This is a genomic window from Mycobacterium sp. OAE908 (assembly GCF_017872775.1).
Classification (GTDB): Bacteria; Actinomycetota; Actinomycetes; order Mycobacteriales; family Mycobacteriaceae; genus Mycobacterium.
The window spans coordinates 3,104,785-3,125,397 of the sequence record NZ_JAGGJL010000001.1 but is presented as its reverse complement, the minus strand read 5'-3'; the positions used below and the strand labels follow the sequence as shown (position 1 = coordinate 3,125,397).

Annotated in this window: 18 protein-coding genes; 12 read left to right on the top strand and 6 right to left on the bottom strand. The window is 64.6% G+C overall.

The window, feature by feature from the left end:
* The first annotated feature begins 55 nt into the window (after window positions 1-55).
* Window positions 56-586 (top strand): DinB family protein, encoded by a 531-nt coding sequence (locus J3E61_RS15325; RefSeq protein ID WP_210084134.1) that lies wholly within the window; start codon window positions 56-58, stop codon window positions 584-586.
* A gap of 2 nt (window positions 587-588) precedes the next feature.
* Complete coding sequence (locus J3E61_RS15320) at window positions 589-1,200, top strand: DinB family protein (protein ID WP_210084133.1); 612 nt, start codon at window positions 589-591, stop codon at window positions 1,198-1,200.
* Here J3E61_RS15320 and J3E61_RS15315 read toward each other — a convergent pair.
* A complete protein-coding gene (locus tag J3E61_RS15315) occupies window positions 1,187-4,255 on the bottom strand; it encodes a carbohydrate-binding protein (protein WP_210084132.1) in 3,069 nt (1,022 codons plus the stop codon). The two genes, J3E61_RS15320 and J3E61_RS15315, sit on opposite strands and share 14 nt — an antisense overlap.
* A gap of 211 nt (window positions 4,256-4,466) precedes the next feature.
* On the opposite strand from J3E61_RS15315, the gene J3E61_RS15310 reads away from it, so the two are divergent.
* A complete protein-coding gene (locus J3E61_RS15310) occupies window positions 4,467-5,279 on the top strand; it encodes an alpha/beta fold hydrolase (protein WP_210085579.1) in 813 nt (270 codons plus the stop codon).
* A gap of 135 nt (window positions 5,280-5,414) precedes the next feature.
* On the opposite strand, the gene J3E61_RS15305 is transcribed toward J3E61_RS15310, so the two are convergent.
* Together J3E61_RS15305 and J3E61_RS15300 are read right to left on the bottom strand one after the other, a co-directional pair.
* Complete coding sequence (locus tag J3E61_RS15305; RefSeq protein ID WP_210084131.1) at window positions 5,415-5,678, bottom strand: hypothetical protein; 264 nt, start codon at window positions 5,676-5,678, stop codon at window positions 5,415-5,417.
* Between the two features lie 144 nt (window positions 5,679-5,822).
* Window positions 5,823-7,082, bottom strand: coding sequence for an MHS family MFS transporter (locus tag J3E61_RS15300; RefSeq protein ID WP_210085578.1), 1,260 nt, complete (start codon window positions 7,080-7,082; stop codon window positions 5,823-5,825).
* A 206-nt stretch (window positions 7,083-7,288) separates the two neighbouring features.
* Between J3E61_RS15300 and J3E61_RS15295 the strand changes: the two genes are divergently transcribed.
* The 6 genes from J3E61_RS15295 to J3E61_RS15270 all read left to right on the top strand — a co-directional run bounded on the left by J3E61_RS15295 (window position 7,289) and on the right by J3E61_RS15270 (window position 13,445).
* The gene (locus J3E61_RS15295; protein ID WP_210084130.1) at window positions 7,289-8,635 is read left to right on the top strand and encodes an AarF/ABC1/UbiB kinase family protein; all 1,347 of its coding nucleotides are present in this window, start codon (window positions 7,289-7,291) and stop codon (window positions 8,633-8,635) included.
* Window positions 8,636-9,538 carry an alpha/beta hydrolase gene (locus tag J3E61_RS15290; RefSeq protein ID WP_210084129.1) on the top strand — a complete coding sequence of 301 codons (903 nt, stop codon included), beginning with the start codon at window positions 8,636-8,638 and terminating at the stop codon, window positions 9,536-9,538. It abuts the gene before it with no gap.
* A 132-nt stretch (window positions 9,539-9,670) separates the two neighbouring features.
* Window positions 9,671-10,540: a class I SAM-dependent methyltransferase gene (locus tag J3E61_RS15285; protein ID WP_192722136.1), complete on the top strand. Its 870-nt coding sequence runs from the start codon at window positions 9,671-9,673 to the stop codon at window positions 10,538-10,540.
* Between the two features lie 43 nt (window positions 10,541-10,583).
* A complete protein-coding gene (locus J3E61_RS15280; protein WP_192722137.1) occupies window positions 10,584-11,444 on the top strand; it encodes a class I SAM-dependent methyltransferase in 861 nt (286 codons plus the stop codon).
* Between the two features lie 115 nt (window positions 11,445-11,559).
* Window positions 11,560-12,456: a class I SAM-dependent methyltransferase gene (locus J3E61_RS15275; protein WP_192722138.1), complete on the top strand. Its 897-nt coding sequence runs from the start codon at window positions 11,560-11,562 to the stop codon at window positions 12,454-12,456.
* Window positions 12,457-12,578: 122 nt separating this feature from the next.
* A complete protein-coding gene (locus tag J3E61_RS15270) occupies window positions 12,579-13,445 on the top strand; it encodes a class I SAM-dependent methyltransferase (RefSeq protein ID WP_210085577.1) in 867 nt (288 codons plus the stop codon).
* Window positions 13,446-13,572: 127 nt separating this feature from the next.
* Here the strand turns inward: J3E61_RS15270 and J3E61_RS15265 are convergent, their stop codons facing one another.
* The gene (locus tag J3E61_RS15265; protein ID WP_210084128.1) at window positions 13,573-15,177 is read right to left on the bottom strand and encodes a PE-PPE domain-containing protein; all 1,605 of its coding nucleotides are present in this window, start codon (window positions 15,175-15,177) and stop codon (window positions 13,573-13,575) included.
* Between the two features lie 155 nt (window positions 15,178-15,332).
* On the opposite strand from J3E61_RS15265, the gene J3E61_RS15260 reads away from it, so the two are divergent.
* The 3 genes from J3E61_RS15260 (at window position 15,333) to J3E61_RS15250 (ending at window position 18,224) form a co-directional block, all read left to right on the top strand.
* Entirely contained in the window at window positions 15,333-16,040 is a 708-nt protein-coding gene (locus tag J3E61_RS15260; protein ID WP_210084127.1) for a transcription initiation protein, read from the top strand.
* A gap of 8 nt (window positions 16,041-16,048) precedes the next feature.
* Window positions 16,049-17,266 carry a sigma-70 family RNA polymerase sigma factor gene (locus J3E61_RS15255; RefSeq protein WP_192722141.1) on the top strand — a complete coding sequence of 406 codons (1,218 nt, stop codon included), beginning with the start codon at window positions 16,049-16,051 and terminating at the stop codon, window positions 17,264-17,266.
* Between the two features lie 136 nt (window positions 17,267-17,402).
* The gene (locus J3E61_RS15250; protein WP_210085576.1) at window positions 17,403-18,224 is read left to right on the top strand and encodes an endonuclease/exonuclease/phosphatase family protein; all 822 of its coding nucleotides are present in this window, start codon (window positions 17,403-17,405) and stop codon (window positions 18,222-18,224) included.
* Window positions 18,225-18,511: 287 nt separating this feature from the next.
* On the opposite strand, the gene J3E61_RS15245 is transcribed toward J3E61_RS15250, so the two are convergent.
* Together J3E61_RS15245 and J3E61_RS15240 are read right to left on the bottom strand one after the other, a co-directional pair.
* Window positions 18,512-19,186 carry a class I SAM-dependent methyltransferase gene (locus J3E61_RS15245; protein ID WP_210085575.1) on the bottom strand — a complete coding sequence of 225 codons (675 nt, stop codon included), beginning with the start codon at window positions 19,184-19,186 and terminating at the stop codon, window positions 18,512-18,514.
* Window positions 19,187-19,224: 38 nt separating this feature from the next.
* Entirely contained in the window at window positions 19,225-20,580 is a 1,356-nt protein-coding gene (locus J3E61_RS15240; RefSeq protein WP_210084126.1) for a cytochrome P450, read from the bottom strand.
* Window positions 20,581-20,613 lie beyond the last annotated feature (33 nt).

Genomic DNA, 20,613 nt, shown 5'->3' with positions numbered 1-20,613 from the left:
ACCTTGACACAGTCATAGGACAAGATCTGTCCTATATCTCTGCCAGGCTGAGCTCATGAGCGAATTGACCACCCATCTGGCCGACCAACTCGACTACCACTGGACCAACCAGCTGCGCCCTCGGCTCGACGGCCTGACCGATGAGGAGTACTTCTGGCAGCCGGTTCCAGACTGCTGGACGGTTCATCCCGACGGCGCGATCGACTTCGCGTTCCCGCCGCCTGAGCCCGCGCCGTTCACGACGATCGCGTGGCGGCTGGCCCATGTGATCGTCGGTGTTTTCGCGATGCGCAACCATTCCCATTTCGGCGGCCCGCCTGCCGACTACGAGTCCTGGCGCTACGCGACGGACGCGAAGACAGCGCTTGGCCAGCTCGACGATGCGTACAAGAATTGGATCGCCGGCGTCCACGGTCTGGATGACCAGGATCTGGCGCGTCCGATCGGACCTAAAGAAGGTCCGTGGGCTGAGCATTCGATGGCAGAACTCGTCCTGCACATCAACCGCGAGGCCATTCACCACGGCGCCGAAATCGCTTGCATCCGAGATCTTTATCTACACACCACCAACCGAGAGGGAAAGTAGCAATGCCAGGACAAGCCCCCATCGTCGGCGACGAGCGCGACGCCTTGCGCGTCTTCCTCGAATACCACCAGGGCTCATATTTCGCGGTTGCCTTCGGCCTTTCCGACGAACAAGCCCGCTCGACGCCGTCAGTGAGCGCGTTGTCGATCGGCGGCCTGATCAAGCATGCGACCGGCGTCCAGCGCTCGTGGATGGAACGCGTCGCCGCGGCCCCCGACTTTCCGGCGAAGGACACCCGTCCCTTCGAGGAGATCGTCGCCGCCTACCAAGACGAGTACGTCATGTGCGACGACGAGACGCTCGCCGAGTTGTTGGACAAGTTCAAGGCGCAGAACGCCGAAACGCTGCGCATCTTGGCGGCGACCGACCTCGACACCGCGGTGCCGGTGCCCAAGGATGTGCCGTGGTTCCCCAAGGACATCGACAACTGGACGGTGCGCTGGGTGATCCACCACTTGATCAACGAACTGGCCAGGCATGCCGGTCATGCCGACATCATTCGCGAATCCATCGACGGTGCAACGCTTTACGAATTGGTGGCCGGAGTCGAAGGCTGGGAACCCACCGAGTGGATCAAGCCATGGCAGCCTGCTGTCGACGTCACTGGTACGTGACCGTCACCGCGTCCTGAATCCTGCCTGCCGGCAAGGTGATTCGTAGGTTGCCGGTGGCGCTGTCCCACCCATAGTTCGACGGCGCCACCGTGCGGCCGTTTATCGTGACACTGGCCGGAGCGGCGGCATTGAGCACTGAGATCGTCCACTGGCGCTCGCCTTCCTGGTCGCGGAAGGTGCCGTCGGTCGAATCGATTCGAATGGTGTGTGTGCCTGCATTCTCGGCGTAGTCGATCTTGGTGGTTGCACCGCGTCGGTTTCTGCCGCCTGCGCCGTCGTCCTCGTAGAGGGTGAAGGTCCCTGGCGCTCCTTGGGCGACGACGAGTGTGACGTTGCGCATCGGTGCGCCGCTGTAGGCCACGTCGGAGGTTCGCATCGGGATGATGGCGCCTGCTTTGACGAAGACCGGCATCGCGTCGAGACCGCTGGTGACCTGGTGCGTGGCGCCGCCCTGGACCGCCTCGCCGGTGAAGTAGTTCGTCCAGCTTCCTGGCGGAAACCACACCGACCTGGTGACGCTGTCGCCGGGCGCGGTGATCGGAGCCACCAAAAGATCTGAGCCGAAAAGGTATTCGCTGTCGGCCGCCGCGTAGGCCTGCTCTTCGTGGGGATACTCCAGGTACAGCGGCCGCGCGATCGGCAGTCCGGTGCGGTTCGCGGTGTCGGCGAGGGTGTAGATGTAGGGCAGCAGGTTCTCACGCAGATTCAGGAATTTCTTCGCCGACTCCTTCGCGGCGACGCCGTACTGCCATGGCATCCGGTCGCTGTGGTCACCGTGCAACCGGTCGATCGGCTGGAACGTTCCCAGCTGCAGCCAGCGGACGTAGAGGTCGTCGGGCAGCTTCTTGGTGCGCCCGCCCGAGCCGTCGGTTTCGGAACCGACAAGCCCGGTCGCGTCGAGGAAGCCGCCGATGTCGTGGCTGATCGCTGCCATGCCGGTCGCGACGGATTCTGCTGGTGTCCAACCGACTTCGCCCGCCAGCGTGCCCCAGGTCGAGTAGGTATCTCCGGTGAAATGAATGGTGGTGCGCTTGTCGGCCCATGGGCCGGTCGGCGTACCGGCAGGCCCGACGTAGCCGCTGCTCTGCAATGAGCCGTAGGCGCGGGAGAGCACGAATCCGCGTCGGCCGTCCTTCTCCGCGGCCTCCGCGTACTGCTGGTTGATCCACGCGTCGGGCGTCGCTCCCGTAGGAGTCTGCGGACCGTCGCAACACGACCCCGGTGACCAGGGATCGCCGCCTGCGAGCCGGTTGTTCGCAACGGCCTGTACCTCTGCGAACCCCGGATTCGACTCGACGAGACTCGGGTGGACGTTGAAAACGGTATGCAGCCCTTGGGTATTGGCCCAATCGAGGAACCCTTCGGGCGCCGGAAATTTCGGGGTGTCGAGCACCAGCACGTCGAGCGGGACGCCCTGGGCTCGAAACTGCGGAACGACCTCGGTCTGGAGACTGTCGGCGGTGCGGTCGAGGTCCTCCGAATACCAAACGCCGTAAGCCCATTGCGGCAGCAGGGCCGGGGGTCCGGTCAGAGTGGCGAGGTCGCCGAGGCCGCGCTGGTAGTCGTCGCCGTACCCGAACAGGTAGCCGTCAAGGTAAGCGCCTCGATTTTCGGGCCGCGACGAAAGCTCGTTCGTCGTGGGGTCGAACATCGCCGACGCGGAATCGTCGAGCAGGTACCAGCCGTCGCGCTGCAACAAGCCCGGGGTGCTGGAGGGCATGCCGAGGTCGCCGTTGACGGTGTCGAAGCTACGGCGATAGCCGCCAAGAGGGACATGTGGCGCAGGCGATTTCGCGCCTTGCGCGGTGACGGCGACGGCATCCACGTTGACTCGGCACGCGTCCGCGCCCGAACACCCGAGAACGACGTCGTTGGTACCAGCCTTCAGGGCGACGGGCGCTTCCGCGGTGGCCCACGTGTTCCAGTCGGCGGTCGCAGGCAGCGCGACACTCGTCGCGACGTCACCGATGCGAAGGGTCGCCGTGCGCGTAGCCTGCCGCGCGTTCGCGTACCGGATATGAAGCGTGTAGAGCCCGTCTGCCGGAACGCCGACGGCGCGAATCAACAAGTCGGACTCCGGGTTCAGGTCGTTGACGAAGCCCGTGCCCGAGTATCCTCGCCGATCGCTGACGACCGTGGCCGTGCCCCGCAGCCCTGAGCCTTCGGCCTCACAGGTGACATTGAAACCACAGTCGACGAGCGGCTCGCGCGACAACTGCGGAGCTTGGGCGCCCGGCGCGACGACAGCGACGGTGTCGATGTTGACCGCGCCGGAGTCCGACGTGTTCCGCGAAAGGCGCAACGTGTGATGGCCTTTGGCGAGATCGACGGGGATCGCGGCCGTTCGCCAGGTGTCCCAGTCCGCCGACGGCTCCAGGATCAGCGTCTGACTCGGGTAGCCGTCGACGGCCAGGCTGAACGTGCGCGTCTGCTGCACTTCTTCGCCAAGCTGTGCGTTGGCATAACGGACGACGAATTGGTACCGGCCAGGCGAGTCTGCGTCGACATCGGTCGTCAGGCCGTCTCCTGCGAACCTGAACCCGGCGAGGAACCCACCTCCGGAGTAGCCGCGGTGATCACGCTGGATTGCAGCTCCGGTCGGCGTGAGTTCCTCGGCCTCGCAGATGACGCCGACGACGCAGGTTGGTCGCTGCCACGGCGTCGCGGTCACGTTCTGCTCGCCGGACTTCAATTGCAGGATGAGGTTCCGTGGCGTGAATGGTCCCGAGTCGGTCTTGTATCGAAGGGTCATCGCGCTCGTGGCGATCGTCAGCCAGCCGTCGATTGAGGTCACCGCGTAATCGGCGGGTGCGAAGTTCCCCCGGCCGATCACGTTGAACGTCGGCTGATCGACGAACTTGCGGTCGCTCGCGTATTCGGTGCGGATCAGCGTCGGCGACAGGATCTGGAAGCGAGCCGAGCCTGCGGCTACGGTCGGAATTCGATGGTGTTCAGCGCCGGCGCCTCGGCGCACCGCGCATCCGGCCGCCCATGCCAGTGTCAGAACAAGCACAGCGGTCATCACGAAGGCAAGGGCACCGGAACGCGTCCGCACTGCGATAGCCTCTCTCCCCCAAGAAGCCCGGAACAGCAAAGAACATAGACTAGCGGAAAACAGACTGATCGGGCGTAGATCAGCAAATCGTTATAGGAATTGTGTGACAGAGCGCAGAATCGGCAAAGCTCAATGCGGTGACCCCGTGTCCCCGATCGAGCTTCACTACGAGGACCTCGGCGATATCGGCGACCCGCCGGTCCTGCTCATCATGGGCGTCGGCGCACAGCTGCCGATGTGGCCGGACGGCTTCTGCGCGCGCCTGATCGACAGCGGGTACCGGGTGATCCGGTTCGACCACCGCGACACCGGCCTTTCGACGAAGATGCACGGCGCGCGGGCCAAGGGGTCGGTCTACCCGCGGGTGCTGCGGTATCTCGTCGGCCGCGGCAGCCCTGTGCCGTACACGCTGGTGGATTTGGCCGACGACGTCGAAGGACTCCTCGATCACCTCGGTATCGAACGAGCACACGTGGTGGGCGCCTCGATGGGCGGGATGATCGCCCAGGTGCTGGCGGGCCGCCATCCCGAGCGGGTTCATTCATTGGGCCTGATCATGACGAGCTCCGGCAGGCCGATGTCGTCGATTCCGAAGTGGCGGGTGATCCGCTTGGCGTTCGATGCGCCGAAAAAGGATGCCCCCGCTGAGGAGAGGTTGGCCAACGAGGTGCGCAACGTCTCGATCATCAACGGACCGAATTTCCTTCCGCCCGTGGAGGATTTGCGTCGTCGCGTCGAGGAGCTCACTACCCGCAGCGACTACCCGCAGGGCATGCTTCGCCAGTTCGATGCGATCCTCGGCACCGGCAGCCTGGTGCGCTACGCCCGTCGCATCACCGCGCCGACCGTAGTTATTCACGGGTCGAAGGACCCGATGGTCCGACCGCGCAACGGACGCAATGTCGCTCGAGCCATCGAAGGTGCGCGCTACGTCGTCGTCGACGGCATGGGCCACGATCTGCCCAAGCCCGTGTGGCGGCCGATCATCGAGGCGCTGACGGAGAACATGCTCCCGGAGTCGTGACTTCACCGCCTACTGCGGTGTGCGACACAGACTTTAGTGGACACGGCGGAAAAAGCGGCGCCGCCCCGATATCCCGAAACAGACTGAGCCCCTTCCCGGTACGTCGAGAAGAGGCTCAGAATGAGGGGCTGCGCGTCAGCTGCGGTGCCAACCGAACGAGTGATCCCGGTGGTGCCAAAGCCAGAAGTCCCAGAAGTCGGGCCGGAAGTCGCGGTCCGAGTCCCGCGAGTCGTGGCTGGGGTGGAAGTCCGCCGAGTAACCGCCACTCATGTGATCCGACGAACCGGTGTCGGCATTGGCTGCTGCGGCCACTCCAAGTGCGGCGCCGCCAAGGATGCCCGCGGCGGCGATCGGGCCTGCGACGAAGCGGGTGAAGAACCGTGACTTGTTGGTGTTCATGTGAATTCTCCTGTGTAAGTGGATGTTTGGTTGTTCGTGACGGTGTCACATCTCCAAAGCTACGGATCCGTGTTCGCTGCGTCGCTGTTGTGCGCACAACCCGCGCAATGGGCGATCTCTGCGTTTACCGCATTGTGCTCACTGCTATTGCAGGGCAACGCCTTTGGTTTCGGGCAGCAGGACCGTGCAGATCACGCTGACCACGACGACCGCGGCCATCATGGCGCCGATCGCGGGCACGCCGCACGTCGCAACCAGGGGAGCCGCGATGATCGTCGGCACCGCACCGCCCACCAATCCCGCGAGATTCAGCGACACGGCCGCGCCGCTATAGCGGTATCGAGTGCCGAAGATCTCCGGAATGAACGCCGCCATCGGGCCGTAGGCCATTCCCGCGACCGCATAGGTTCCGCAGAGCGCCAACGCGAACAAGCCGGCATTCCCGGTGTCAACCAGTGGAAGCACCGCGAATGACCAGGGCACGCCGAGTGCGAACGCCGCGATGATGACGCGACGGCGCCCAACGGTGTCAGACAACACGCAGCCCAGCACATTGAAGACCACCACGACCACGCCGCCGAGCAGTCCAACCGCCAAGATCAGTGTCGGCGAGAACCCAACGTGGGCATGGGCATAACTCATCAGGTAGGCGTTGGCCATGTATCCCAACGTGAAGAACCCGATCATGGCGCCGGCAGCAAGAACCACCTCGCGTCGCTGACTTCCGAACAAGGCGGCCAGTGGCGTCACCCGTGCGGTGTCGTTTGCCTTGTGCTCGGTGAACACCGGCGTCTCGGCGACGTTGAGCCGGACGTACAACGCGATGGCGATCAACACCGCACTGAACAGAAACGGTATGCGCCAACCCCATTCGAGGAACGCGCGACTGGACTCCCCGATCGTCTGGTTCACGACCAGGAACAGCAGGCTGCTCATGACGAGCCCGCTGCCGACACCCATCTGGGTGTACATGCCGTAGCGACCCCGGGCTCGCGCCGGCGCGTACTCGGCTGACAGCAGCGCGGCGCCCGCCCATTCACCGCCGACCGCAAACCCCTGGACGAGGCGCAGCGTCAGCAGGATCAGTGGCGCGGCCATGCCGATGGTCGCCTCGCCGGGAACCAGTCCAACGGCCACCGTCGACAGGCCCATGATCAGCATGGTGGCGATCAGGGTCGACTTGCGGCCAAGGCGATCGCCGAAGTGTCCGAAGAACGCCGCGCCGACCGGCCGTGACAGAAACGCCGCGGCGAACGTGGCCATCGACGCGACCGTGGCCGTCGTGCCGTCCAGATGAGGGAAGAAGACCTTCGGGAACACCAGCGCGGCGGCGGTGCCGTAGATGTAGAAGTCGTAGTACTCGATGGCCGACCCGACAAAGCTCGCCGCCGCGACGCGCTTCATCGACGTGCGGCGCGGTGCCACCAGTGTTGCCATATCCGCTCCTCAGACGTTGATTGCGTCTGAAGCTATGGATCGGCGACGAAGGTGGCGCGCTTGTGCTCGCTAGCGGTTTAATCAGCGATGTTCGGCTTTTGCGCATTCTGCTCAGGTGTGACCCGGTGCACACGATTTAGACTCGTCAACCCGCCGTTTGAGACACTGCAACCATGAGTACGACTAAACACCGCGAGGTGGCCAAGCTGGACCGGGTGCCGCTGCCGGTCGAAGCCGCCCGCATCGGCGCGACGGGTTGGCAGATAACCCGCACCGGCGCGCGAGTCGTCGCCAAGCTCGCCGGTAAGGGTTCGTTGCAGCAGAAGATCATCAGGCAGATCCCGCAGACGTTCGCCGACCTTGGGCCTACCTACGTCAAGTTCGGCCAGATCATCGCCTCAAGTCCGGGCGCGTTCGGCGAACAAATGAGTCGCGAGTTCCGCAGCCTGCTCGACGCGGTGCCGCCCGCCGACGAGGACCAGGTCTACAAGCTGCTGCGCGAGGAACTGGGCGACGATCCCTCGAAGCTCTTCAAGTCCTTCGAGCCGACGCCGTTCGCGTCGGCTTCGATCGCGCAGGTGCACTACGCGACCCTGCACAGCGGCGAAGAGGTGGTCGTCAAGATCCAGCGGCCTGGCATTCGCCGACGCGTTGCGGCAGACCTGCAAATCCTCAAGCGCGGCGCGCAGTTCGTCGAACTGGCCAAGCTGGGCCGCCGGTTGTCCGCACAGGATGTCGTGGCCGACTTCGCCGACAACCTGGCCGAGGAACTCGATTTCCGGCTGGAAGCGCAGTCGATGGACGCTTGGGTCTCGCACATGCACGCCTCGCCGCTGGGCCGCAACATCCGGGTGCCGCAGGTCTATTGGGACCTGACCAGCGAGCGGGTGCTGACGATGGAACGCGTCGCGGGCATCCGCATCGACGATGCCGCCGCCATCCGCAAGGCCGGCTTCGACGGCACCGAACTGGTAAAGGCGTTGCTGTTCAGCGTGTTCGAGGGCGGCCTGCGGCACGGCCTGTTCCACGGTGACCTGCACGCAGGCAACCTGTACGTCGACAAAGACGGCAAGATCGTGTTCTTCGACTTCGGCATCATGGGCCGCATCGACCCGCGGACCCGCTGGCTGCTAAGGGAGTTGGTGTACGCGCTGCTGGTCAAGAAGGACCACGCCGCGGCGGGCAAGATCGTTGTGCTGATGGGTGCGGTCGGCACGATGAAACCCGAGGCCGAAGCCGCCAAGGACCTCGAGAAGTTCGCGACGCCACTGACCATGAAGTCGCTTGGCGACATGAGCTACGCCGAAATCGGCAGGCAGCTCTCGACTTTGGCCGACGCTTACGACGTGAAGCTGCCGCGCGAGCTGGTGCTGATCGGCAAGCAGTTCCTCTACGTCGAGCGCTACATGAAGCTACTCGCACCGAAGTGGCAGATGATGTCCGATCCGCAGTTGACCGGATACTTCGCGAACTTCATGGTGGAGGTCAGCCGCGAACACACTGAAGAGGTCGAGGCGTAAGTGGAAATCCGTTCGGGCACAGCCAAATCCGGCGATCTCGACATCTACTACGAGGACATGGGGGACCCCAACAACCCCGCTGTCCTACTGATCATGGGCCTTGGCGCGCAATTGTTGTTGTGGCGCACCGACTTCTGCGAGAAGCTCGTTGACCAGGGCTTGCGCGTCATCCGCTACGACAACCGCGACGTCGGCCTGTCGACCAAGGTGACCGGCGGCCACTCCGGCATGCCGCTGCCGAGAAGAATGGTCCGCTCGTTCCTCGGCCTGAAGAGTCCTGCCGTCTACACGCTCGAGGATCTGGCCGACGACGCTGCCGCGCTGCTGGACCACCTGAAGATCGAGACGGCGCACATCGTCGGCGCCTCGATGGGCGGCATGATCGCGCAGGTTTTCGCGGCCCGGCACCAGCCGCGCACCAAGACCCTTGCGGTCATCTTTTCCAGCAACAACCAGCCGCTGCTGCCCCCGCCCGGAACCAAGCAACTGCTCGCCATCCTGCAGAAGCCCAAGGACGCGACGCGCGAAGCGCTCGTCGAGAACGCCGTCCGGGTTACGAGGATCACCGGGAGCCCGGCCTATCCTGCGCCGCTCGAGCGCATCCGCGAGGAGGCGCTCGAGGGCCTCGAACGGTCGTACTACCCCGCAGGCGTCGGCCGCCATTTCGCCGCGATCCTCGGCAGCGGCAGCCTGCTCGGCTACGACCGGCAGATCAGCGTCCCCACGGTCGTCATTCACGGCAAGGCCGACAAGCTGATGCGCCCGTTCGGCGGCCGCGCGATCGCGCGTGCCATCAAGGGCGCGCGGTTGGTGTTGTTCGACGGCATGGGCCATGACCTGCCCCGCGAGCTGTGGGACGACATTGTCGGCGAGCTGAAGACCACCTTCGCAGAAGCGGCGTGATCCCGGCCACACCTTTCGATTCGTTTCCCGAGGTGCATGGCGCGTAACCTCGGGAGGAGTGCATCAGCGCACCTAAGCCGTCATCGTCGACCCGCGCATAGCCGCTGACCAGCCAGGAAGGCACCCAGATCCATGGCCCAAGCCAACAAATTGAAGCCGCATTTCGAGGACGTCCAGGCGCATTACGACCTGTCCGACGAGTTCTTCCGGCTGTGGCTGGACCCGACCCAGACCTACAGCTGTGCGTATTTCGAACGCGACGACATGACGCTGCAGGAAGCGCAGCTCGCGAAGATCGACCTGGCGCTGGGCAAGCTCGGACTGCAACCAGGGATGACGCTGCTGGACGTGGGCTGCGGGTGGGGCTCGACGATGATGCGCGCGATCGAACGCTATGACGTCAACGTCATCGGACTGACCTTGAGCGAGAACCAAAAGGCGCATGTGGAAAGGGTTTTCGCGCAGTCCGACAGTCCTCGTGACAAGCGGGTGCTGCTTCAAGGCTGGGAGCAGTTCGACGAGCCGGTGGATCGGATCGTGTCGATCGGCGCGTTCGAACACTTCGGTTTCGACCGCTATGACGACTTCTTCGCGTTAGCCCATTCACTGTTGCCAGACGACGGCGTGATGTTGCTGCACACGATCACCGCGCTGACGCTGCCGCAGATGGCCGAGCGCAAGATTCCGCTCACCTTCGAGGTCGCCCGGTTCGTGAAGTTCATCCTCACCGAGATCTTCCCCGGGGGCCGGCTGCCTTCGATCGAGAAGGTCGAGGAGCACTCGGCCAAGGCCGGGTTCGAGCTGACTCGCCGCCAGTCGCTGCAGCTGCACTACGCCCGCACCCTCGACTGCTGGTCCGAGGCGCTGGAGGCGCACAAGGACGAGGCCATCGCCGTGCAGTCCGAAGAGGTCTACGACCGCTACATGCACTACCTCACGGGCTGCGCCAAGGGTTTCCGCATGGGCTACATCGACGTCAACCAGTTCACCCTGGCTAAATAGTGCTGGCAGGAACCGCCAAGTTTGACGCGTAGCATGGCCGCTCATGGCCGACCTGACGCCTCATTTCGAGGACGTGCAGTCCCACTACGACCTGTCGGACGACTTCTACCGGCTGTTTCTGGATTCCACGCAGACCTATAGCTGCGCCTACTTCGAGCGCGACGACATGTCGCTCGAGCAGGCTCAGCTCGCCAAGATCGACCTTTCACTCGGCAAGCTGGGTCTGCGGCCGGGGATGACACTGCTCGACATCGGGTGCGGCTGGGGCGCGACGATGCGGCGAGCGGTCGAGCGCTACGACGTCAACGTCGTCGGGCTGACGCTGTCACAGAATCAATACGACCACGCCGCGCAGGCGTTCGCCGCGATGAACGGTCCGCGATCAAAGCGGGTGCTGCTGCAGGGGTGGGAGCAGTTCGACGAGCCCGTCGACCGGATCGTGTCGATCGGCGCATTCGAACACTTCGGCCACGACCGGTGGAAGCAGTTCTTCTCGACGACCTACGGCGTGCTGCCGGACGACGGCGTCATGCTGCTGCACACCATCACCCGGCTGACGCTGGATGAGGTCAAGGACCGTGGCATCCCGATGTCGATGGACGCCGCACGCTTCGCGATGTTCATCGCCAAGGAGATTTTTCCCGGCGGTCAGCTGCCGACGATAGGGGCGGTCGAAGAGCACGCTGCCGCGGCCGGTTTCACGGTGACCCGCGTCCAGTCCCTGCAACCCCACTACGCGCGCACCCTCCAAACGTGGGCCGACACGCTGGGCGCGCAGCGCGAAGCTGCGATCGCCGTCCAGTCCGAAGAGGTCTACGACCGCTACATGAAATACCTGATTGGATGCGCGGACATGTTCCGCAAGGGCTATATCGACGTCAACCAGTTCACGCTGCACAAGTAGCGCCAGATTGGGTTCAGCCCTCGCGGACGGCTAGGGTGTACGCCTAGTTGCGCACGTAGCTGCCGTAGCGGCTCGTAGAGTGCGGTCACACCAGGAGAAGGCTTAGCAGGGAAATATGTCTGACAATTCATCCGGCACGAAGGACATGACGCCGCATTTCGAGGATATTCAGGCGCATTACGACCTTTCGGACGACTTCTTCGGGGTGTTCCAGGATCCGACGCGCAAGTACAGCTGCGCGTTCTTCACCGGCCCCAATGTCACGCTGTCCGAGGCGCAGATCGCCAACGTCGATCAGCACCTGGACAAGCTCGATCTGAAGCCGGGGATGACCCTGCTCGAGGTCGGTTGCGGCTGGGGGCTGACCCTGCAGCGGGCGATGGAGAAGTACGACGTCAACGTCATCGGCCTGACGCTGTCCAAGAACCAGAAGGCCTACTGCGACCAGCTGCTGTCCAAGCTCGACACCAATCGGACATTCGACGTGCGGCTGGAGGGCTGGGAGCAGTTCCACAGCCCCGTCGACCGCATCGTGTCGATCGAGGCCTTCGAGCACTTCGGCTTCGAGCGCTATGACGACTTCTTCAAGACCTGCTTCGACATCCTGCCCGACGACGGCCGGATGACGATCCAGAGCAGCGTCGGCTACCACCCATATGACCTGGCCGAGCGCGGCAAGAAGCTGACCTTCGAGCTGGCCCGGTTCATCAAGTTCATGATCACCGAGATCTTCCCCGGCGGCCGGCTTCCGACCACTCAGATGATGGTGGAGCACGGCGAGAAGGCGGGCTTCGTGGTGCCCGAGGCGAAGTCGCTGCGCAACCACTACATCAAGACGCTCGGCATCTGGGCCGACCGCCTCGAGAAGAACAAGGATGCGGCGATCGCGGCCACCGACGAGGAGAACTACCACCGCTACATGCGGTACCTGACCGGCTGCCAGTACTACTTCATCGACGAGAGCATCGACGTCAGCCTGGTCACGTACCTGAAGCCGGGCGCAGCCGCGTAGTTTCCGTCCGTTAGCAAATCCCCCGGCGTGTGGCGCGCACGGGGGATTTGCGGTTGGATACCTTGGATTGGTCTAGGGAAGGTAGCTGTGCTGTGTCGGAAGTGGCAGTCATCTCGGAGAAGATGCGCAAGAACTTCGACAACATCGGTGCGCATTACGACCTGTCCGATGACTTTTTCGGGCTGTTCCAGGACCGCAGCCGCATCTACTCGTGCGCATACTTCGAGCCCGATGACCTGACCCTCGAGCAAGCCCAGTACGCAAAGGTCGACCTGCACCTCGACCGGCTGGGACTGGAGCCGGGGATGACCGTGCTCGACATCGGATGTGGCTGGGGCGGAGCGCTGAAGCGCGCGATCGAACGCCATGACGTCAATGTCATCGGCCTGACGTTGAGCAGGAACCAGCACGCCGCCAGCACCAAATTGCTCGACGGCCTCGACACCGACCGGAGCCGGCGGATTCTGCTGCGCGGCTGGGAGGAGTTCGACGAGCCCGTCGATCGCATTCTGTCCATCGAGGCCTTCGAGCACTTCGGCTTCGAGCGCTACGACGAGTTCTTCAAAAAGTGCTTTGCGCTTTTGCCGGACGACGGCCGGATGACGATCCAGAGCAACATCAGCTATCACCCCGACGAGTTCCGGGAGCGGGGCATCCCGCTGTCGATCGACGTGCTCAAGTTCATCAAGTTCATGGTCACCGACATTTTCCCCGGCGCTCGCCTGCCGTCGTCGCAGATGATGCGGACGCACGGCGAGGACGCGGGGTTCGTCCTCGACGACGTCGTATCGCTGCGGTCGCACTACGTCAGGACGTTGACGATGTGGGGCGACGCGTTGGAGGCCAACAAGTCCCGCGCGATCGAGATCCAATCCGAAGAGGTCTACGACAACTACATGAAGTACCTGCGGGGCTGTGCGCAGAAATTCGCCGACGAATACATCGACGTGCACCTGGTGACGTACCTGAAGCCCGGCGCGACCGCCTAGTCCGCCGAACGTGGGTTACCCGCACACTTTTCGCGCGGAAGCGTGACACAAGTCCACACTCGGCGAGGCGCTCGCCAAAGGAAATCCCCCGCCACTGCCTGATGTGACGGGGGATTTGCTTCTCGGGTCAGGCCGCGGCCTTGGCCGTATCCGCATCCTTCTTGTCGGTGTCCGACTTCTTTTCGTTATCGGACTTCGTCGTGGCAGCAGGGGTCGTGTCGGCCGCGGTGTCGTCGGCCTTCTTGTCGTCGGCCTTCTCGTCGTCAGCCTTCTTGTCGTCGGCCTTCTTGTCGTCAGCCTTCTTGTCGTCGGCCTTCTTGTCGCCCGTCGTCGCCTCGGGCTTGGCGACAGGCGATTCCTCCGTCGACTCCTCCGTCGACTCCTTGGTCGACGCTGACGTCTCGTCCTTGACCGTCGTCTGCTGCTCGGTGGTGTCTGTATTGGTGTCCTTCACCAGCGTCAGCTTCGGCGTCGACTTCGTGTTGTCGATGGCCTTGTCGGTCTCGGTCACTTCCGTCGCGGTCGTCCGCGCGGCCGCTGCCAACGTCGACACCGTGGTCGTCGACGCCGGCGACTGCGTGGTGAGCGGGAGCGTGGACGTCAGCCCACCAAGGTCACCGATGAAGGCCTGGATGCCCTGGATCGTCGCCGCGACGAGATTCACGCCCACTGCGGGCCAGTTCTGAATCGGGTTGAAGGGCAGTATCGACAGCCACTTCTCCTTGCCGGGATCACCGCTCCAGTCGTAACCGAGATCGATCAGCACCTTCAGCACCGGCGACACCAGGTCTGCGACCGGTTTGGCCACCGGTTGCAGCGGGGCAGGGATCACGCCCATGACCGAGTCCACGATCGGCAGGCTCTTGGCCGGAATCATCCAGTACTCGTTGCCGTGTGAGTCGACGCGGCAGTTCGGACCCGGGCAGGGGCCCGCCAAGATGCTCGCCAACTCGGTATCGGTATAGCCGTATGGCAACCCGGCGGTCGGATCGTTTCCGTTGGGCGCGAGGTAATACCCGTGCACTGTGTTGAATGCGGCCAACGCGTTCAGCATCGTGAACGGGTTGCCCCAATACTTCGGGGCGTACATCACGGGGTCGTACTGGAAACCGATGCTGTCGATCGGTATCCCGGTGTCGGTCGGCATGGGCGGACCGAAGGTGATGTTGAGGATCGGGATCGTCGGAAGGAAGCCGAGCCTGGTGAAGATTCCGCCGTCGGGATTGAAGGCGTTGCCGATCGTCACCACCGAAAGCCGGGCGCGCTGCTCGGGCGTGAGGTCGCCGAGATTGCGCAACTCGTCGGAGACAACCGCTCCGCCTTGCGAGTAGCCGAAGATGACGACGTTGTCCGACGTGGTGTTCAGCAACCCCCGGAGCTGCCCATCCAAATTCTGCACCCCGGTACCAACCGAGTCGTTCCACGTATCGCACTTGAACCCGGGACACCAATTGCCGATGAACCCCAGTGGCCAAAATGACGCGGGGTAGTTGACGCCTTCGAGGGCGCACGTGTTGTCCGTGCACGGAGTGAACGGAGCCATGTAGCGACTTCTGGCGTTTTCCATGTAGTTCGTGACGATGTTGGCGTTCGGGGTGCCCGTGCCCGGTACCACCAGCGCAGTAGTGGCCCCCAAAGCCAGCGCCGCCATGAACGCCGACGTGACGCCCAGAACGACCGAACTCAGGATTGCGAGGACAGCAACGACGAACGCGCGGGAGAACTTACGCATGTGTCAACCATCACACAGCGGTGCAGCGGCGGTTGGCGGAACCGAAAACTTCCTTCCGCAAAGTTCACTGAGCGTGTCGGATTCGCGCGGCGCCGTTCGTCGGACAGGTAGAGAGTGGAGCAGAGGGTTCCGCTCGCGACCGGAAGGTGACTCCCATGCAATACCTCGCGCTGCTGCGTACCGCCGAATCCAACCGAACCCCCGACCCCGAAACATTCGCAGCGGAGATGTCCGCATACCAGTCCTTTCACACGACGGCCCGAGCGGCGCTGCGGGCCGGCGACGCGCTGGCCCCGACGGAGGCCGGCGTGCGGATCACCGGCGGACCCGATGCGCCGACGATGACCGACGGCCCGTTCGCGGAAAGCGCAGAGGTGGCCTGCGGCTACTACGTCTTCGAGGCCGAGAACCTCGACGACGCACTGGCATTGGCCCGCGACGTTCCTGCGGCCAAGCACGGGTCGGTTGAGGTTCGGCCGACCTTTCACGCTTTCGATCCCGACTGGTCGGGCGCGGGCGGCGCCCAATGGTTGGCGCTGCTGCTCGAGCCACCCACTTCCGCCCACACCCCAGGCACGCCGGAGTGGGAGGCCGAAGCGGCCCGGCACGGCGAGTTCGCCGCTGCGGCAGGTGACCATATCGTGAGCGGCGCGGCGCTGCATGAGCCGGCGTCGGCCACGACGGTGCGCGTTCGCGACAACAAGGTGCTGATGACCGACGGGCCGTACCCGGAGAGCGCGGAGGTCGCTACCGGCTTCTACCTGCTGGCGGCGGCTGACCGTGACGAGGCCACCAAACTGGCGTCGATGATTCCCGCCACGACTGTCGAGCTGCGGCAGCTGATGGGCGTCTCCGGGCTGTAACCGCGTCAATGACCAACCTGGACGGCGTCTTTCGGCGTGAATGGGGGCCCGCTGTCGCGGCGCTCGCGCGCTGGTCAGGCGACCTCACCGTCGCCGAGGACGCCGTCCAGGAGGCCTTCGCCGAAGCATTGCGTAGCTGGCCCCGCGACGGTGTGCCCGACAACGCGGGCGGATGGGTCGTTCGGGTCGCCCGCAACCGGGCACTGGACCGGTTGCGACGCGAATCCGTGCGCCCCGGAAAGGAACTCGCAGCCGTGGTGGACGACATCCGGGCCCGCACCGACCGCGTCGACGTGCATCCCGTTCGCGACGACGAGCTGAGGATGATGTTCACCTGTGCGCATCCCGCGCTCGACCCGACCTCGCAGTTGGCGCTCACGCTACGGCTGATCTCGGGGCTCAGCGTGCCCGAGATATCGCGTGCGCTGCTGCAGTCGCAGTCGGCCGTCGGACAGCGGATCACCCGCGCCAAGAACAAGATCCGGCACGCCAACATCCCGTTGCGTGTGCCGCCGGCCGAGTTGCTACCGGAACGCACTCCGCACGTGCTGGCATGCATCTACTCGGTGTTCACCGAGGGCTATTGGTCCACTGCAGGACCATCGGCAGTTCGCGACGAGCTGTGTGACGAAGGCGTGCGGCTGGCCGGTGAACTGTGCTCGTTGATGCCCGACGATCGCGATGCGCAAGCGTTGGCGGCCCTTGTCCTGCTACATGATTCGCGACGACAGACCCGCGTCGACGCCGATGGCGCGTTGCTGCCGCTCGAGGAGCAGGATCGGAGCCGTTGGGATCGCGGCCGGATCGCCAGGGGCCTCGACCGGCTCACGCGCGCGGCGGGCGCGACCGGCCCCTACTTGCCACAGGCGGTGATCGCGGCGCTGCATGCGACCGCACCGAGTTGGCAGGAGACGGACTGGACCACGATCTGCGCGGCCTATGACCGGTTGATCGACATCACCGGGTCACCGGTCGCCCGCGCGAATCGGGCAATGGCCATCGGCTTTCGCGACGGGTTCGCCGCCGGCCTTGCCGCGCTCGATGCCGTTGCCGACGATCCGCGGCTGGCAGCGTCGAACACCGTCATCACAATTCGCGCGGATCTGCTGCGGCGTGCGGGTCGGCGTGCCGAGGCCCACAGGTGGTATCGCGCCGCGCTCGACGGCAACGGTTCTGGTCCCGCTCAGGAGTTCCTGCGTCGCCGGCTCGCGGAGTGCGCCGGCTAGTGGTCGCTACGCTCGTGCCGTGACCGCAGTGATCGGAGTCGTCCTATTGGCCGTCGCGGCGGTCGCATTGGCCGTGCGCTACGTTCCGATCACCCACCTCGTCGTGCTCGCGGTGGCCGCGCTGGCGCCGTACCTGATGTTCGGCGCGCCGGCGTCGCTGATTGTGTTTGCGCTGCAACGTAACTGGATCTTGGCGTCGGTGGCAGCCGGAGTGACGGCTGCGGTGGTCGTCGTCCAGCTGCCGTGGCATGTGCGCCGCGGCGGGACTCGGGGAGTCAGGGTGCGCGTGATCTCGGCGAATCTGCGCTATGGCCGGGCCGACGCCGACGGGGTCGTGAAGATGGTTCGCGACGACGCCGATATCGTTGCGGTGCAAGAGCTTACGCCCGAGAAGGCCGAGCTTTTGTCGGCCGCCGGCCTCGATGAGGCCCTTCCTCACCGGACGCTACGTGCGCGTGAGGGCCCCGCGGGTGTCGGCATCTGGAGTCGCTACCCCATCGCAACCACCGAGATCGACGACGACTTCTGGCTCGGCCTGATCACCGCGAAGGTACGCATCCCCGACGTGTCCGCCGAAGCGACCGTTGTGGTGCTGCACCTGTCCGCACCTTGGCCCGATCCGATCGCGGGCTGGCGCGCCGACCTCGCTCGGCTGGCGGAGAAACTGCCGCGGCTAGCGGCGGCCAGCGAGGGGGCAGTCATCGTCGCAGGCGACTTCAACGCGACGCGTGACCTTCGCGAGTTCCGCCACCTGCTGCGCGATGGCTTTGGCGATGCGGCCGAGCAGGCGGGCGCGGGACTGACCCGCACCCACCCGGCCGACGTTCGAGCACTTCCCCCGCTGTTCGCCGTGGATCACGTGCTGACGCTGCGCTGCACGGCGACGGCTGTTCGCACACTCGCCATCGCAGGTTCCGACCACCGGGCCCTGGCCGGCGTGATCGAGATTCCTGTATGAGCAGAATTAAGCGGAAGCACCCATGTCGTCGACAGGCTGCCCGGCCGCGTCACGCCTGGGTTCAACGGCCGGCTTGCTGACAAGCCGCCGGAAGAAACTGCGGATGGGGGTCGCGGACCGGTACCGAGTGCACTTGCCGGGTGCGCACAAAGCGCACTCGGAGCCTGCCCGGTAATGCTGATGGGCGGCTCGCTGGTGGTCACAGCGGCAAAGGTCGTTCACAATACAAGTACGGTACCCGGTGGACAGCGTCCGAACCTGAGAGCACGTTTAGAAGTACCTGATCGTTACCTCGGCTTGACCCCGACCACAAGGGTGGATACGCCAAACCGTCGCAGCCCCGGCGTGCGGTCCCAGGTGCGGAAATGGCGCTGGTAATACGCAAGGGCCCGAGATGGCAGCCACGGATATGTCTCGAGCACCGGCCAGATGAAGCCGGTCTCGTCGATGGCGAAGCCGGCGTTGTTGACGTCTCGCACCAATTGCCTGGGCCAGTAGTTGCGCGCCGCGGTCCAATCGTGGGTGAGACGTTCTGGCAACCACGGGATCAGCGGGGCCGGGCACACCGTGACCGGGCCGATCGACACGTTGTGGCCTTCTATCGGAAACCACCGATTCGGGCTGATGAGCACGAGTACTCCGCCGGGCTTGAGCACCCGACGGGTCTCCGCCAACGCACGCGCCTCGTCGGCCACATGCTCGTACACCTCGTTCATGAAGACGCCGTCGAACGTCTCGTCGTCGAACGGAATCGTATGGCCGTCGAAAACCAGGAAATCGGCACGCGCGAGGTTTCGCCGTTTCGCCTCGGCGATCCGGTCCTCCTCGACATCGACTCCGCTGACCGCGTCGGCGCCGCGAGCCAGCATCGCTTCCACGTAACCGCCATCCGCACAACCGAAGTCGAGCCAGCGACCGGCCAGCCGTTTGGCGATGCGATCGATTCGGTATTCGACGTTCAGCGGCGTCGCGGTCGGGTCACCCCTGTCGGGTTCGCGGTTCACCACGGCGCACTCCGCTCTGCGCTGCTCGCCTCGCCGCCTGCCGCAGCTGTGCGCCGACGGCGACGGACGACCACTCGGGCGCCGTGGGCCGGGCCGAAGGCAACGCCCTTGCTCTGCCACCGCTCGCCGGGCGCGGATGTCGGCACCAACTCGAACTCCCGCAGAATTGTGCGCAGCACGACCTCCATCTCCATGTGCGCGAAAGCGGCGCCGGGGCATCGTCGGTTGCCGCCGCCGAATGGAATCCACGAGTACAAATCGACGGCCGCATCCAGGAACCGATCGGGATCGAATGCCTCGGCCTGCTGGTACAGCTGCTCGTTGAGGTGGGTGAGGTAGATGTTCACCGACACGGTGTAACCGCGCGGTATCACCCACGGCCCCAACGAAATCGAAGGCGCGATCACCTGGCGCGCAGTCGATGCGATCACCGGGCGTGTGCGCAGCACTTCGTAGATGGTCGCCTGCAACAGCCGCGATTCGCCTGCCTCGATCTCGTCGACAAGTCGTGCGACGACATCGGGATGGCGGCGCAACCGTTCCAGCGACCATGCCAGTGATGTCGCTGTGGTTTCGTGTCCGGCGACCACCAAGGTGAACAACTCGTCGGTGATGTCACTGCGCGACATCGGCGTTCCGTCGTCATAGCGGGCCAGCAACAACGCCGAAAGCACATCGGTGCGTTGCTCAATGGCCGGATCCGCCAGCGCTTTCGCGATCTGGGTCTCGATGATGCCGTCGAGTTCCTTGCGCATGGACTTGAAGCGCATCCATGGACTCCACGGACCGAAGTCATGCCGCAACCACGGGACGAAAGGCATCCGCTGGCCGACTTTCACCAACGGGGGCATCAGCTTGCGCAGCGCCTCGAGTTCGTCGCCCGCCGCGCCGAAAAGCGCACGGAGGATGGTGTTCAGCGTGATCGTCAGTGTCGAATCCAGCACCGAGAACTCTTGATCTTCAGGCCAATTGGCGATCTCTGCCAGCGTCTCCTGTTCGATGAGGCCTTCATAGGCGCGCATCCGCTTGCCGTGAAACTGCGGCAGCAGCAGCTTGCGATGTTGCCGGTGTTTGTCGCCCTCGAGCCCGAAGCTCGATCCCGGTCCCAGCATCACCCCGAGGTTCGCGTCCACACCGCGGACCGCGTCCGGCGGCTGCGCGAACAGCGCCTTGGCAAGTTCACGGTCGGTCACGGTCACGGTGGGCCCCACAACCGGCAGATGCATGGTGAAGGCAGAACCGTAGCGCTTGGTCATCGCCTTCATCACCGGGCCTGCGACGGTCAGGTATGCGATCGCCTGGATGAACTTCGGCCAGCGCGGCCCAGGCGGCACGCGCGCTGCCACCCCCATTTACCCTCCCCCACCGCGACGACCTTTGCGGTG